This is a genomic window from Sporosarcina sp. BP05 (assembly GCF_014282005.1).
In the GTDB taxonomy this organism is placed as follows: Bacteria; Bacillota; Bacilli; order Bacillales_A; family Planococcaceae; genus Sporosarcina.
The window spans coordinates 85974-102039 of the sequence record NZ_JACFTD010000006.1 but is presented as its reverse complement, the minus strand read 5'-3'; the positions used below and the strand labels follow the sequence as shown (position 1 = coordinate 102039).

Sequence of the window (16066 nt, the reverse complement as noted above, 5' to 3'; positions counted from 1 at the left end):
CACCTCTTAGAATAATTGAAATCTCTCCCTATTCTTTCCCTTATGAAGCTAAAACAAACGTAAGAAGGTGTTCGTAACTTATTTTGATGTACCTGTAAGGTAACGAAATGAAAGTTAAAAAACCAACCGAAGTTCTGTCGGTTGGTTCTTAGTTTCTCTTATACCTTTGTGAACTATTTATACAATAGCGTCATGCACCTGTAATCAATTTCAAACTCGACTGTTAAGGTTTCACTACTAGTGATTGACCGTCTTCATTTTTCTGCAGTCTCAACGAAAATAGAAAGGCAAGCAACAACAAACCGCAGCAGAGAAGCAACGCAGATGAAATTCCACCGATATGATCAATCAGCCAACCACCAAGACCAGGTCCAAGAAGCTGCCCCGACGCGAAGTAAACAGTGACATACCCCAAAGCAACTGGTGCGTAAGAGGGATGAATTTGTTCCGTTGACAGTGCTTGAATAAGCGAAAGCATGCCAACGACTGTGATTCCCCAGAAAAATTGACTGATGACAAACCCAATGTATACAGGAAAAATGACAGGTATAAGCATGGACGCCGCCCCTGTAACGAGCGTAATGATTAGTGACTTCCTCCGCCCAATTTTATCAGAAATCGTGCCCCATAATGGGCCGCTGAAAATAGACATTAATCCACCTATGGCCATAATTTGGCCTGCGACAAATCTATCAATCTTGGATTCTAAGATAAAACTGAACAAAAAGCTTTGCGGAATTAAATAAGCAAAACCAATCAACCCATATATGATAGCAACAAGAAGCACACCCTTATGTAAATACACTTCCCGCAAAAGAGATTGATCCTTCTTCTCCTTTTTCAATAATGGTATAGGTGGATCCCGCAAAATGAGCAGAGCCGCAAGCGCAAACAACAGCGACAGAAGTCCATAAACAAACCACAGATACCGCCATCCGTCAATTGAAAACCAGGTAGTAAAAAACGGAATTAACAGGCTAGAAATAAGCGTTCCAAGTCCAAGACCACTGACAAGGAAACCAATCATCATCCCCCGCCGCTGTGGAAACCAGCCTACTACAATATTAACTAGTGGTGTATAGGTGAACGCAGTTCCAACCCCAAGTATACTCATACCCACCAAACTCGCCGAAAAGCTTTGGACCGACGCCATATATAGTAACCCTGCAGAAACAAGCAATGTGCCGAAAACAACCAGCTTTCTCGATCCCCATTTCGCAGCTAATATGCCAGCAAATAAAACCATCCCTAAATAGCCAATTGAGTTTGTCATTGCTAGCATTCCTGCCTGTTCATAGGATAAAGACAAACTCTCTTTCATGAAAGGCATTAAAATACCATATGACATTCTTCCAAAGCCAAGTGTACTAATCGTCACCATGACACTTGCAAACGCATACTTCCAAATAGGCTGTTCTTGATTCATTCCTCCACCCCCAATTCACTTCATTAATTCCGAATACCACTCCACTTAACTCCATTCTTCAATAGCATACTACCTTCTACTATAACAAGAATTCATTTCAGCGGGTGAATAATTCTGAATTTACAAGCATTTAAATGGGTGGTATTTCAAAGACTAGTACCAGGATTGAAATTCGTACTATTTAACGAAACAAAAGGCGTAGTTTAGATGTGGAATAGTTCTTTTTAAGGCTATCCATAGGCTGAATTCAATCTGGTGCTTGTAGTAAAAAAACTTCAATTAATGAAGGGTCAAAAAATCCCCCATTAATTGAAGTTTCCCATTAACTAGATTTTAGGTGTTGTTGTGCATGCAAACAATCTATAAGTTCTTTTACGGCAACTTCGCCTGCATGAATCCATCTGTTTTTATCAATTATTTTTCCGTCTGGATCAATCGGTTTCTGGAATTGGCTAAACCCAGTTGCATTTAATAATGAACTTTCATCACTATCTAGACCGACATGAACGACATGCTTAATGATATAAGATGTTTCAAATTCTATCGAAGCGTTATAATCATCAAGCTCCCCTTCAGTTACGAAAAAAGGAATTCGTACATAAATGGTTTCACCGCCTTCGCGGCATAAAATATGGTCAAAACACCCTTTATGATAATCCCAGTTTCCACCCAAATGATAACCGAGCCCCTGAATACAATCGCTCACAACACCAAAAGAAGCCCTTTGCCCTTCAAGTTCAGTTTGTAATTTCAACATTATTTTTTCCTCCTTCTAAATTGCTCCATAAACAGCATTCACAAAAGAAGAAGGAAAAATACTACCAACATTTACAAGGACAATGACAGAACAAACTATGGCACCTTACTAACGCCTGTTAAACGTACGAGTTCCATCCACTGTTCCCGCCAAACTCATAAGACGTATGCAAATCATCAAACGTTAATCCTCCATCTCTTTTGCTAACTGTGTGAGCCTGTTGATTGTTTTCCAATTGCGCATCGTGGAGGGAACATCTAGTCTATGTAAATTATTCGCAAGTTTAGCGTTTCGAACACCAAGCCGGAACAACAGATAGACCTCCCGCCCTTCGATCATAAATTTATCATTGTCACTTTTATAAGCACCGATTCGATCAATTCCATCTTGCGAAGGCTTGTCCTGCAATAAAGAAACGTAAAGGCTTTCTCCATCAGAAGTGGCTTTCGCTTCTGCTACAGCTTCCTCTGTAAATGGGCAATTATTGGAGATCCATTCCAACTCTGAAGTCGTTCTAATTACAACTTTGATTGAAAATCCGAAGACCTTTTCAATCTCCCCTTCAATACGTTTAATAAGGGATTGTTCACTTTCATGGGATTCGAACAGAACATTGCCACTTTGAATATAGGTCTGTACTCGGCTAAAGCCAAGAATTTCAAACATCTGTCGCAGTTCTCCCATTTTTATTTTATTATGCCCGCCCACGTTAATGCCGCGTAGTAATGCAATATTGATGGTCATTTAAATATCCACCCTTTCTATTATTAACCACAATTCAATCCATCCTCATCCAAACAAAAGATGTCTATCTTCTTCAACCATTCTGTTATTAAATTCGACGCATTCATCCGATTCCCTCTGTCTTCTCATTGCAATACGTTTTCGATTAACAACAAGGAGTGGCAGGTTTAATTAGGAATTAACGGCAAGTAACATGCCACTCACTTTAGAATGGCTGTACGTTTATTCACCCGTCGAGAATTATGATCGCCACGAGATGGGTTATGACCGTCTGGGATGACTTTATGACCACCATGCCCCTTTTCTCAATAAAAAAATTGATTGTCTCCTTAAAAAAGAGTCAATCAATTCCCCATTGAATATTCACTCTAATAAATCATTCACTCGCAACACATACGGTTTCTTATCATAGGAACGATATAATTCACCGGAAAGTTTAATTGGGTCACCAAAGAAAAACCGTTCATATAGCGTTTCGCGTGTACCAAAAGAGCTCATCGTTAAATCCCATGCTAAACGGAAAACTTTGACACGATCCTCTGCATTTTTAGATTTAGCCTGCAAATATTGATCTAAATCTTTTCTAATACTTGATTGAAATGCATTTTCTGTTGGAATGGACATCAGTCCACTTGCACCTAAAAGCTGAATGATTTCAGTAAACCTCGGATACACTCGTGGAAATAGATTAATCGCGATTTTCAATGTTGTTCGATCTGGTCGCATAAATCCCCATTCATCGATTACAGCTTCAGCCTCTGCCTTCATCACCAATGCTTTCATCGTTTCTAAAGCTACAATAATTTCAGAAGCCTTCTCTTGTACATGCTGATATTCCCCGATATTAATGGTTTCAATAATTGATTGGACTATTCCCAAAACAAATTCCGTTTTGACAATTTGTCTAGAAACAACTTGATGCAGTGTAAGTGGTAAAAACGAGCTAGAAGCCACAAAACTGTTCGCTACTTCTATATTATCATAGTAAAATACGCGCTCCCACGGCACCAATACATTGTCGAAGACAACAATCGTATCCATTTCCTCATACCGCGAACTTAATGGATAGTTAAATGTAGAATCACTCCCAACAAATGATTCTCTGCAGACAAACTTTAGACCTTCGCTATTACTAGGGATAGAAAACGCAAAACCTTTCTCTTTATCCTCAATTCCACCCGCAGCAATCACCATGATTTCATCCGTTATACCGCCCTGTGTTGCCAGCAACCGTGCACCCTTTACGATGATTCCCGCTTCGTTTCTGTTCATCACTTTGGCAGCAATCGGCTCATCTGAATCTTCAAAATAGAATTGCCCTCGGTTTACTTGTGGCTCAATAAAGGTATGTGTCATGGACAAATCGTTTTCACGTGCATATTCATAGAACGCAAGTATGTTTTCAGGAAAACAATTTTCTTTTCCTTCCAATAAACCCACAGACGATGCAAGCGCCATTAACACGGTATTCATATAGTCTGGACTTCTGCCCATCATGCCATTGTTCGATTTAGCCCACTGTTGGACCATTGTCCGCCTTTTAACTAAATCCTCTTTTGTTGTCGGCTGTAAATAAGACATGCCTACTGAATCTCCAGTTGATGGTGATAGATAGGTCATACTATCTTTTACTAGCGCATCATACTGCAAATCATATAGCGCTGCCTGACTTTTCATAACCCCTTTAAATGCGGGATGCTCAGAAATATTGCCTGTTACAAGATTACCGTCTATCCACACATTCGTTTGTAGCCGATCAATTCGTTCAATATAATCGTTTCCTGTAATCGCTGGCATAGACACACCCCTAACTAATAGTAGCGGATTGTATTATCATCCATCTATTTCTTTAGTTATATTCTATTATTAGGTTCTTTCGATTGTTACAAATCGGATATATGGCTATGCCTATTAACAGGAAATTTCACTTAAAAGCAATCGCAGCTTTGACTGCTTTTTGCCATCCAGCGTACAAGTCTTCGCGTTGTTTCTGCTCCATTTCCGGTTCAAAAGGTCGGTCTAAATTCCAGTGAGCCGTGATTTCTGAGCGATTCGTCCAAAACCCGACCGCGAGACCTGCTAGATAAGCAGCTCCGAGTGCTGTCGTTTCACTAATCATTGGGCGTTCGACAGGTACATTTAATAAGTCCGCTTGAAATTGCATGAGGAAATCATTTCCCACTGCACCACCGTCTACACGTAACATTTTTAAAGAAATACCAGAATCTGCTTCCATTGCATCGAGTACATCCTTCGTTTGGTAAGCAAGCGATTCCAAAGTTGCACGAATAAGATGTTCCTTCTCTGTACCACGTGTCAATCCGAAAACAGCACCCCTTACTTCGCTGTCCCAGTAAGGGGTACCTAAACCAACAAATGCTGGCACAACGTAGACTCCTTCTGTTGACTCAAAACGTTTTGCATATTTTTCACTGTCGGATGAATTACGGAACATTCTAAGTCCATCACGCAACCACTGAATGGCAGATCCCGCAACGAAAATACTGCCTTCGAGTGCATACTCTACTTTTCCGTCAATTCCCCATGCAATGGTTGTCAGTAGACCATGTTCGGACTTGACTGCTTTATCCCCAGTATTCATCAACATGAAGCAACCCGTACCGTACGTGTTTTTTACCATGCCGCTCTCAAAACAAGCTTGCCCGAACAATGCAGCTTGTTGATCACCCGCGATTCCAGCAATCGGAGCCGCATGACCAAAGAAGTGGCTTTTTTCCGTATGCGCATAAATTTCAGAGGATGGACGGACTTCTGGAAGCATTGACGCAGGGACGCCTAAGATAGAGAGCAATTCCTTATCCCATTTTAATTCGTGTATATTGTACATAAGTGTCCTGGAAGCGTTGGAATAATCGGTTACATGCCTTTTTCCATTAGATAATTTCCAGACAATCCATGTATCAATGGTACCGAATAGAAGATCACCACGTTCCGCTTTTTCTCTAGCACCCTCTACATTGTCCAGAATCCATTTTACTTTTGTTCCTGAAAAATAGGCATCGATAAGTAAACCGGTTTTATCTCGGAACAGATCATTGTAACCGTTTTCTTTTAACTCTCGGCAAATTTCAGCAGTTTGTCGTGATTGCCAAACAATTGCATTGTAAATCGGTTTCCCTGTGTTTTTATCCCACACGACTGTTGTTTCACGCTGATTGGTAATACCAATTCCTTCGATTTGTTCAGCTACAATATTCTTTTCTGATAACACACCTGCAATAACTGCTAGAATGGAACTCCAGATTTCATCTGCATTATGTTCAACCCATCCAGACTTAGGGAAGTATTGTGTAAACTCTTGCTGTGCTGTGTGAAATATTTTACCGCTTTTATCGAATAGGATCGCTCGCGAACTTGTTGTGCCTTGATCAAGAGCCATTATATATTTTTCAGTCATTATTTATCCCCCCATATATTGGATATGTCATTACATCTTGTTGCCGATTTAATTAACTATTCTACAATACCTTATTTAACAGTTGTTGCAGTAGAAATCTCGTCCACCAGTTCTTTTTCATAGCGTTGAAGCTCTACATCTGTCCACCCGAAAATGTATGCCATTTCATCTAACACATCTGTTTTCCCAGCTTTAACATTGGCAATAGTAAAGAACATATCCCCCGTTCTCCGAACAAAGAAATCAGTTGGCTTAACAACCATTTCATGGTCGATAGCGTACCTTAGTTTCACATAAAGAATACGTGGAATTCCTGTGTGTGCTTCGAAGGGAATCGCAAACACCTTATCAACATTAGTGCCATAAAGAGTTGCCAAGTGACGGCTATGTTGTTCTGAAAATCCAACTGATTGACCTTTCTCAATCGCTTGGGCCATAAAACGATTCATGTTTGATGAACCACCCATATCTCCACCTGAGATTGGTAAATTCTTTGTTACACAGTTATTAAAATGACGGATTTCTTCCTGACCAAGTTGAGCAACGATTTTATCCACTACGGTTTCCGCCATTTTACGATAACCCGTCAATTTCCCACCTGCAATTGTAATGAGACCTTTCTCCGATTCCCAAATTTCATCTTTTCTTGATACTTCGGATGGACTTTTGCCTAATTCATGGATAAGCGGTCTAACGCCTGCCCAACTCGACTCGACGTTCTCTGCTGTCAATTTAAGGCTTGGGAACATGTAATGAATGGCGTTTAAGATATAAGAGCGATCCTCTTCCGTAATTTGCATCACTTTTGGATCCCCTTCGTAGAATGTATCCGTTGTTCCCACATACACTTTTCCATCACGAGGCACCGCAAAAATCATACGCTTATCTGGAGTATCGAAATAAACTGCTTGGTGGAGTGGAAAATCTTTTTGGTCGAATACGAGATGCACCCCTTTTGATAAAATTAAGTGTTTTTCAGTCGTAGTCTTACCTTCAATCCTTTTCACATCATCTACCCAAGGTCCAGCCGCATTGACAACTTTTTTCGCCTTAATAGTAACTTTTTTAGTTGTTATTGTATCTAACACTTGCACCCCTGTGATCTTTCCTTGACTGTAAATAAAGGTTTCCGCTTTCGCGTAGTTTACTATGGTTGCACCTTTTTCAGCGGCCGCTTTCATAACTTCTATTGTTAGGCGAGCATCATCCGTACGGTATTCGACGTAAATTCCGCCGCCTAATAATCCTTCTTTTTTTACAAGCGGTGCTTTCTCAAGTGTTTCTTCTTTCGTTAACATCCTTCTTCTTTCCGATTTCTTAACGCCTGCAAGAAAGTCATATACTTTCAAACCCAGGGAAGTCGAATATTTGCCAAATGTTCCTCCTTTATGAAAAGGAAGGACCATCCATTCTGGGGTCGTAACATGTGGTCCATTTTCATAGACGATTGCTCGCTCTTTTCCAAGCTCCGCTACCTCTTTGATTTGGAATTGTTTTAAATACCGTAATCCACCGTGAACTAGTTTTGTCGAACGGCTTGAAGTGCCAGAAGCAAAGTCCTGCATCTCGACAAGCGCTGTTTTCAACCCGCGCGCCGTTGCGTCTAAAGCAATTCCAGCACCTGAAATTCCGCCTCCGATAATTAGTAAATCAAATTCCTCTGTTGCTAATTTATCAACTGTTTTTTCTCGTTCCAGTGATGAAAAACTTGTCATTTATCTCATCCTCTTCTAAAATATGGTGTATTATAAGTGAAAAAAGACCTCAAGTAATCAGTTGCGATAGGCAACCATTCCCTGGGGTCTCTCATTAGCTTAAACCTAATCTATTAACTTAAGTCTAGTCTATCATATATCCAAATAATCACAAAATAGTTTGTTTCATCACTTTTCTCTTATCCATAAAAAACCACTCTTCCCCCGTAGAAGGATCAATCTAAGACCAATACATATTTCTCTACTAATTATTTAAACAGCGAAACCGCCTTTCAAAGGATAGCCGCAGCGGATTCAATGGAATTCTTTATTTCAACATATTTAGTTGGTAAGCATACATACACTATAGGAACTACTGTAAGGGTCAGGTACTAACATTTATTACATAAGATGAATATCAAAGGCTGGGGGCGTCCTATTTATTGATAGAAAAAGCACTTCTTTTCATAATTATATTGCGAATTGTATCAGGAAGTATTGATATCACAGCAGCAATGTTTATGTTAAAGTTTAATGATTTAGAAAAAGCCTTTTATATTAACACCCTACTTGCTTTAGTAGGCCCTTGCATTCTAATTATTACGACTGGAATAGCATTGGTTGGTCTATCTGAAAAGATTTCATTAACAAGAATGATTTGCCTATTTGGTGGTATTACACTCATTCTTATCAGTTTAAAATCTAAATAACGAGCTAAGTAAGTATTTCCTTAAACCTTCACGTTTCTATTGCATAATAATAAGTTCGGTGTTATTCTCTGAATAGAGGTTTAATAGCAGATCACATGTTACTGACACGATCAGGCATGGTGGTAAACTTAGAAGTTTTTCAACATTCTTCTGTGTTACCCCATGCCTTTTTCTATTCTGCTTTTTAAGCCTTTGCAATATAAATAAGCATACGCAGTTCACATCTACGAAAAAAAAGGAGTTCAAAGACATGTTATCAAAATTATTTAAAAAACGTAAATTAGAAATCTACGCACCCGTTAACGGGCAAATCGTTCCACTTGACCAAGTACCTGATCCAGTTTTCAGTGAAAAAATGATGGGCGAAGGAATCGCTATCATGCCGGACAATGGAAATATCCATGCACCTGTAGAAGGAACCGTCGTTCTCGTATCGGACACAAAGCACGCGATTGGCCTTCGTTCAAATGATGGTACAGAAATCCTCATCCACATTGGTTTGGAAACGGTTGCATTAAAAGGGGAAGGATTTACAGTTTTAGTAGCAGCAGGCGACAAGGTTTCAGTTGGCCAATCCCTTATCGAAGTAGATTGGGACTACATCCGTGAACATGCAAAAAGCATTATTACGCCTATCGTGATTACAAATAGCGCGGAAAGAAATGTGCAGTTGGAAGTTACAAAAGAAGGCATCATGGGGGAAACGGTTCTAATGACCATTTCTCCTAAGTGATGCACTGTTAATTCCAGTGAAGCGAAGAAGGTGAGGATGTAGAAGGTCAGGAAGTAGACGGAGTAGCAAGCGCCACAAGCGGAACTAAATTCTCGGGCATGGCAGCTAAGATTTATGATGGTTTAGGCGGAGACGCAAACGTCACATCTATCGACTTCTGCGCAACTCGCTTACGCGTAGAGGTAAGAGATATGAAGGCGGTCAACCAAAAGAAAATTAAAGATACGGGTGTACCAGGAATTAATGTGGTAGGTCCAAAAAGTATTCAAGTTATTGTCGGAACAAGTGTACAATTCGTTGCGGATGAAATCGAAAAAATCCGCAAATAATAACGGATGATTATCAATGGACCGGGTCTCTGCAGACTCGGTCTTTTTTGTATTTTCGTCATTATTTCTTGGTACATTCTACTATTTCACTTAGTCTGTTTCAGTTAATAATCAGCGTTCAATTTGGACGATGATCCATAAAGTTTTGGTAGGCAAAACCTTTGACCGTCTCTTCACTGTATTTTTTTAGCAACTCATTTAGTAAATTCGGATGCATAGATGCATCTTCTAACTTAACAATCTTCGAAGAAATACCATCGAAGTCTGAGCCTAATCCAATTTGTTTCTCTCCCCCTAAAGAACAGAAATGGTCAATATGTTCGATAAGGTCTGTTATCGCTACTTCCCCTGTCTCCTTCACAAACGGCGGATTGTAGACAACATGGACAAGTCCATTTTTTGCAAACATCGCTTTTGCCTGCTCATCTGTCAGATTACGAACATGATTGCATAGCGCCTTAGCATTCGAATGGCTCGCAATCGGATAATTTGCCTCTTTCATGACATCCCAAAAAGCCTTTTCACATAAATGGGAAACATCGGTCAAAATTTTATGTTCGTTATTGAAATGAACAATCTCTCTGCCAAACGACGTAAGTCCCGCCCCACGTGGTTCCCCCGCTCCATCTGCTGCCAAGTTAGCATTGTTCCAAGTTAGTCCAATCGAACGGACGCCCAATTGATGGAGAGTAGATAGCTTTTGCAGATCGTTTCCGATTGCATCCACACCTTCAAGTGTCAACATCGCTCCAATTTCTCCGTCTTTTAACCGATCGAAATCGCTCCAGTCCTTGACCAGTTTCATATTCGGATTGTTCCCAAGTACATCTGTATAGAAATAATGGATTTGATCTAAAGCAGCTTGGAATTTCTGATCTGATTTCATTTCGGGATAAACGAATATAGCGAATGCTTGTACCCTTACTCCACCCTTTATTAATTTCTCATAACTCGTATCAAGTTCCAACGAATCTTGAAACTTCATTTTCCCCTTTGATTGATATAATCTCAGCAATACGTCACAATGTAAGTCGATAATTTTCAATTTATTTTCCCCCTTTCACCGCTTATCCCCACAAACATTACTCCGCCTTTAGATTCCAGGTACTCGAGGAACACTAATGATTAGAAATATCTGTCAATACTGATAATAGCAAATTAGTAATAGTTTTTCAACTTCATCCACACAGTGAAAAAATTCCAAAGTTGAAGAAGAACCTGTCATGTACAATGATGGATACAAGGTTTTAAACGCTATAAATAGTTATTCAAAAGTTGGGAACGCTATCTCTTGAAGGTTTTATTAGAAAATGAAGGAGGAAGTATAATGACTAGCATCAAACCAAATGATTCAGATGACAATGTAAATAGGCTAAAGAAAACCATCAGCAATATGGAAGCAGCAGAAGTAGCAATGGAATTCGCTGAAGGAAAAGAACTTGCTGCAATCAAGGAGAAAAACGAGCGACGGAAAGAAAGCATTGAAGGATTGCGAACTGAAATAAGTGCAGAAGAAAAATCACGGATTAACGGGTATATAAAAAGGATGTAAATATAGGTTTATGCGACACTATGCATACTTGTTCATTTCTACTACGTGTATAAAACTGTGCAAATTGTTGTAGCTAACGGGATAAACCCACCACGCCTCTTACCAATGCGGACCACGGTGGGTCATTTTCTATTTGAAGATTTCCCACGAGCCAAGCTAAAATACCCACTGTTCACTCTGCATTTCACCCTAACTTTCTGACTATCTTCATGAATGGGATACCCGTGAATTCATTGACAAAGGTATTCAATTTAAGGTATGGTTAGCAGGCTAATTATTTTATAAAGGATTGATACCATGATTGAGGAAGACATTCGCATATTGTTCGCGAAAACGTCTGCGAAATCAAGAAAAGATTATGCAGATTCGTTAAGAGAGGTTAAAATCCACGTCGGGCAAGATCATCTGCTTTGGCAACTGTGGAAGAAAGACGGTGCGAGCCAAACAGAGTTGTCTGAACTCATGGGCTGTGAACCGCCGACCTTAACAAATATGGTGAAAAAACTAGAAGAATATGGACTTGTGACTAGAACGAAAGATGCGGTGGATGGACGTGTGACAAGGGTTTTCTTAACGGAGAAAGGAAGCGCACTTGAAAATTCAATCGCAGAAATATGGCGAAATCATCAAGAAAAAATGTTGAATGACATAAGCCAAGAGGACCGAACAATATTGAAACGTCTCCTACAAAAAATCGAAGCCAACTTAAATACATGATTATTTTACTCAATTACTTAGCATACTAAATAAATAAGATTTATTTGAAAAGGGAGTTCATTTGATTTGGAAATTAAAGAAACAACTACTTTTAAAACAGGACCGATTTTAACAGTGCTGTTAATCGGTGCGATTGCGGCAATTTTAAATCAAACAGTACTAAACGTTGCATTACCAACATTATCAGAGGAATTTAAAGTGTCCACAGCAACTGCGCAATGGTTGATTACATTGTATATGCTGGTGAATGGAATTTTTATTCCAATTACGGCATTTTTAATGGCTCGTTTTTCAACCCGTCAACTATTTTTTACATCGATGATTGTTTTTTCAATCGGTACGCTAATTTGTGGGATTGCACCAAGCTTTACACTTCTTTTAACAGGACGTGTTGTGCAAGCGATTGGGGCAGGAATTGTAATGCCCTTATTAATTAGTGTTGTGTTCAGACTTTTCCCAATGGAGAAGCGCGGTGCTGCAATGGGAATCGTTGGGGTTGCGATTATGTTTGCACCGGCAATCGGCCCTACGCTTTCAGGTTTTTTAATTACGACTTTATCATGGCGCTTTATCTTTTTCGCCATTTTACCATTTTCTCTATCAGCGTTAATCGCCGCTTTCTTTGTGCTGAAAAACGTCTCAGAGCCACGACCTGCCAAGTTAGATATCTTGGGCGTTATTACGTCAACGTTCGGCTTCGGCGGTATTTTATACGGGTTTGGTATAGCTGGCAAAGCGGGTTGGGGCAGTTTGACTGTCATAATCCCCCTAACTATAGGTGTAATCTCACTTATATTATTTGTCATACGACAACTGAATACAAAAGAGCCGCTCATTGATTTAAAAATATTTAAGTCAATTGAATTTACATTTTCTATCATTATTAGTTTCTTTGTAAACGGAGTTACGTATGCAGCAATGATTTTAATCCCGATTTATTTACAAAGTAATCGTGGAATGACTGCATTAGAATCAGGTCTATTTCTATTACCAGGAAGTATCGCCATGGCGATTATGTCACCGATTGCTGGAAGAATGTATGATCGATACGGCATCAAGTGGATAGGTATTTTCGGCACAGTTGTACTTGTCGGTACAACCGCAGCTTATACCAATTTGACGTATACATCTGGAATCGTGTTACTCGCAGTTATTTATCTCGTTCGGTCGATTGGACTCACTTTCTTAACGATGCCACTTACGACTGCCGGATTAAATTCATTGCCAAGTAAATTACACGGTGATGGCACAGCCATGCAAAATACACTTCAGGCCATTGCAGGCGCAATTGGAACAGCCGTCATGACGACCATTATGACGACTCAAACGAATTTATTTGTGTCGAAAGAAGTTATAAATACGGCAGGAGGAAATCCGACATCAGAACAGTTGAGCATAATTTCTGCAGATGGATTACTGCACGGTATTAATTTCGCCTTCTTAGCTGCTACTATATTTGCGATTATTAGTCTAATTGCCATGACTTTGTTGGCTATTTCGATTACGAAGAAAAATAAAAAAGTACTAGTTGGTAGAGGCTAAATAAGAGCACTTATGGATGACAATTACTCCACACATCTGAATAAAAACAATCAAAAACCAGACATTTACTCGAATGTCTGGTTTTTATTCTATATTTACGCAGTTTGCTTTCTGAATGGGTTGCTGACAAGTTGAGTCGTTTCATAAATTCGGACTGCATCGGGTAAACTGATAGTGGTTAGGATTTGTCAGTTAAAAAATGAAATGACTAGATAGACAGACTTACTGATATAGGAGGAATGGTTATGAATGTTCTCATCGAATGGATTTACAGATTATCGAGAGGCTCGGAAACCGTCTTTCGCTCTGAAGAGATGCCGGCAGCGCAAGCACTAGTGATTGCGGAAGACCTGGAGCGGACTGGGCGTACCAAAAGCGTAACATTCGTTGATCGCTTCGACAGCACGTGGTCGGTCAAAGAGATGAAGGGCTATTTGAAAGGAATCGAAACCGAACCACATAACATCACGGTTTATTTCGACGGTGGCTTCGACCGCGAGACAAGTTCATCGGGTATGGGTTGCGTTATTTATTATGAGCAGAGTGGGAAATCCTACAGGCTGCGGCGAAATGCACCTTCTGCCGAACTCACATCTAATAATGAGGCTGAATATGCGGCACTCTACTTATGCCTGCAGGAGCTTGAGCTTTTAAATGTCCATCATCTACCGGTCCAATTCATCGGCGATTCCCAGGTGGTGATTAACCAGCTGACCGAGGAATGGCCGACATTCGAAAATGTTCTGTCGGGCTGGGCAGACCGGATAGAAGAAAAGCTGAAAGAGCTCGGCATCCAACCTGAGTATAAACTTGTGCAGCGGAAATTAAATTCAGAAGCGGATCGGCTGGCAACACAGGCGCTTAATGGAGTCTTGATTACGGCAACGAGTGAAATCACAGAGGATTAGTGAGTGCAAAAAAACAATGTAAAGAATACCTCTAAACAGTCATGAAAGTCTAGCTTTCATGACTGTTTATTAGATATACATGAAATTGAAGTCGGTAATTCTTCGTGAATTTGTTTTTTTATCCTGCCGTTTTGTTTGCGAAAACTGCAATCACCAGTCAACTATGAATAAATTGGCAAGAGTCATTTTTTCATAGTTCGAAATTAATTCTAAGTAAAAACAACTTTCCCCATCGCCTTCCCCCGTTGTCAAATAATGCTCCAACTTTTGATAAAAATCATTATTCCCGTAAAATAAATTCCTGGAAAACGGGACAACTTGTAACACTTTTCAACAATTTTAATATATTAGTAATAGCTTACATGCAAGGAGGTGAGAAAATGAGTGATTATAAAAATGAAGACAAGTCTGGGTATTACCATGATTACACATCTAATGTTAATCATAGGCGCAGGTGTGAAGACCCATGTAATGATCATCCTAGATTAAAACCTATGGTATTAACTACAGGTGTATTAAATACAGTTGTTGACCAAACAGCAGCTCATATTGAAGTGGCTAACCTTGATCCAACTAAAACATTTCAAGTAAGGGTACAAGTTATCAATTGGAATAGTGGCAGTCCAGTAATCCTGCTCAATCAATTAATAACACTTTTACCGAATCAACACAAAAACTTAAGTCAAGCAGTTACACCGTTCCACTATGAAGTTAGAATTTTTCATCCTGGAAGTCCAAATGTTATTGCCAATACTTTTGCAATAAATGCAGCGACTTTAACTCTTCCCGGTTTAACCTTCAACCAAAAAGACCTTATGAAGTTAAATGTACCATTCATTTAATTTCAAATCCCCCCAAAACAACCCAGAAGTACCTCATACTTCTGGGTTGTTTTTTCAGTACCCATTAGCATTGCAGCCATATGTACTAAAAAATCATGATTGTTTAAAGTTTCACGGTCATTTTCAAGATTGGGACAACATCCATGCAATTATCTCTCTATCCAAAAACGCCGAACCACCGTTCCATCTTCTTCAATAAAGCTTTTGTCTTCAATGCCGCCATTCTTCACTATCGTTTTTGCAGATCCAATATTGTCATCATTACAAGTTACCAGTACCCGATCGATTTCAAGTTCATCGCATTTCTTCAATGCCTCTGCAAGAATCAGTGTCGCATAACCTTTCCTTCTTTCCGCAGGTCTCACACCATACCCTATATGTCCGCCGACATTATGTAAATAATCTGTCAGACTATGCCTTATGTCAACCATCGCTAGCACTCTATCAGTATCATCTACCAAGAAATAGTTAGTGCTAGGCACCCACTTTCCGTCCCCACTTTCCCGGATTTCCAGCGCATCCAAATAAACTTCATAGTTCTCGTAACCAGCTAAATTAAAACTGCTCGGCGTCATCCGAGGTTCATCCCACTCTTTCAAATAATCTTCATGCTCGTTTTTCCATTCGATGGATGGTCTTACCAATCGCATTGCCAGTTCCCCTTCCCATTTTTATTAGTTACTTGGTACTAATT

Annotated in this window: 15 protein-coding genes and 1 pseudogene; 8 read left to right on the top strand and 8 right to left on the bottom strand. The window is 39.7% G+C overall.

All coding sequences use genetic code 11. From position 1 onward, the window contains the following. Positions 1–223: 223 nt before the first annotated feature. From H2672_RS08945 to H2672_RS08920, 6 genes are all read right to left on the bottom strand, one after another. Positions 224–1426 (bottom strand): YbfB/YjiJ family MFS transporter, encoded by a 1203-nt coding sequence (locus H2672_RS08945; protein WP_186670965.1) that lies wholly within the window; start codon positions 1424–1426, stop codon positions 224–226. 322 nt (positions 1427–1748) lie between these two features. After that, on the bottom strand, positions 1749–2183 hold the full coding sequence (locus H2672_RS08940) for a YugN family protein (RefSeq protein ID WP_186670964.1): 435 nt from the start codon (positions 2181–2183) through the stop codon (positions 1749–1751). Positions 2184–2366: 183 nt separating this feature from the next. Continuing rightward, positions 2367–2927, bottom strand: coding sequence for a DUF1697 domain-containing protein (locus H2672_RS08935; RefSeq protein WP_186670963.1), 561 nt, complete (start codon positions 2925–2927; stop codon positions 2367–2369). Positions 2928–3290: 363 nt separating this feature from the next. After that, positions 3291–4724 (bottom strand): 4-hydroxyphenylacetate 3-monooxygenase, oxygenase component, encoded by a 1434-nt coding sequence (hpaB, locus tag H2672_RS08930; protein WP_186670962.1) that lies wholly within the window; start codon positions 4722–4724, stop codon positions 3291–3293. A 127-nt stretch (positions 4725–4851) separates the two neighbouring features. Further along, positions 4852–6345 carry a glycerol kinase GlpK gene (glpK, locus tag H2672_RS08925; RefSeq protein ID WP_186670961.1) on the bottom strand — a complete coding sequence of 498 codons (1494 nt, stop codon included), beginning with the start codon at positions 6343–6345 and terminating at the stop codon, positions 4852–4854. Between the two features lie 71 nt (positions 6346–6416). Then, a complete protein-coding gene (locus tag H2672_RS08920) occupies positions 6417–8060 on the bottom strand; it encodes a glycerol-3-phosphate dehydrogenase/oxidase (protein WP_186670960.1) in 1644 nt (547 codons plus the stop codon). A gap of 422 nt (positions 8061–8482) precedes the next feature. Between H2672_RS08920 and H2672_RS08915 the strand changes: the two genes are divergently transcribed. The 3 genes and pseudogenes from H2672_RS08915 to H2672_RS08905 all read left to right on the top strand — a co-directional run. Next, positions 8483–8749, top strand: a complete 267-nt coding sequence (locus H2672_RS08915; RefSeq protein WP_218624999.1) for a YqhV family protein — start codon at positions 8483–8485, stop codon at positions 8747–8749. A 250-nt stretch (positions 8750–8999) separates the two neighbouring features. After that, the gene (locus H2672_RS08910) at positions 9000–9482 is read left to right on the top strand and encodes a PTS sugar transporter subunit IIA (protein ID WP_186670959.1); all 483 of its coding nucleotides are present in this window, start codon (positions 9000–9002) and stop codon (positions 9480–9482) included. A 77-nt stretch (positions 9483–9559) separates the two neighbouring features. Continuing rightward, positions 9560–9811 (top strand): annotated as a pseudogene (locus tag H2672_RS08905) (PTS sugar transporter subunit IIB); the annotation flags it as partial. A 118-nt stretch (positions 9812–9929) separates the two neighbouring features. Here the strand turns inward: H2672_RS08905 and H2672_RS08900 are convergent. After that, a complete protein-coding gene (locus H2672_RS08900; RefSeq protein WP_186670958.1) occupies positions 9930–10856 on the bottom strand; it encodes a dipeptidase in 927 nt (308 codons plus the stop codon). A gap of 282 nt (positions 10857–11138) precedes the next feature. Here H2672_RS08900 and H2672_RS08895 point away from each other — a divergent pair, with 282 nt between their 5' ends. From H2672_RS08895 to H2672_RS08875, 5 genes are all read left to right on the top strand, one after another. Beyond that, positions 11139–11363, top strand: a complete 225-nt coding sequence (locus H2672_RS08895) for a small, acid-soluble spore protein tlp (protein ID WP_186670957.1) — start codon at positions 11139–11141, stop codon at positions 11361–11363. Positions 11364–11660: 297 nt separating this feature from the next. Continuing rightward, positions 11661–12080 carry a MarR family winged helix-turn-helix transcriptional regulator gene (locus tag H2672_RS08890; protein ID WP_186670956.1) on the top strand — a complete coding sequence of 140 codons (420 nt, stop codon included), beginning with the start codon at positions 11661–11663 and terminating at the stop codon, positions 12078–12080. A gap of 66 nt (positions 12081–12146) precedes the next feature. Then, the gene (locus H2672_RS08885; protein WP_186670955.1) at positions 12147–13622 is read left to right on the top strand and encodes a DHA2 family efflux MFS transporter permease subunit; all 1476 of its coding nucleotides are present in this window, start codon (positions 12147–12149) and stop codon (positions 13620–13622) included. 245 nt (positions 13623–13867) lie between these two features. After that, entirely contained in the window at positions 13868–14530 is a 663-nt protein-coding gene (locus H2672_RS08880) for a ribonuclease H family protein (RefSeq protein ID WP_186670954.1), read from the top strand. A 380-nt stretch (positions 14531–14910) separates the two neighbouring features. After that, on the top strand, positions 14911–15372 hold the full coding sequence (locus H2672_RS08875) for a hypothetical protein (protein WP_186670953.1): 462 nt from the start codon (positions 14911–14913) through the stop codon (positions 15370–15372). A 149-nt stretch (positions 15373–15521) separates the two neighbouring features. Here H2672_RS08875 and H2672_RS08870 read toward each other — a convergent pair whose 3' ends face one another. Continuing rightward, positions 15522–16022, bottom strand: coding sequence for a GNAT family N-acetyltransferase (locus tag H2672_RS08870; protein ID WP_186670952.1), 501 nt, complete (start codon positions 16020–16022; stop codon positions 15522–15524). Positions 16023–16066: the final 44 nt, after the last annotated feature.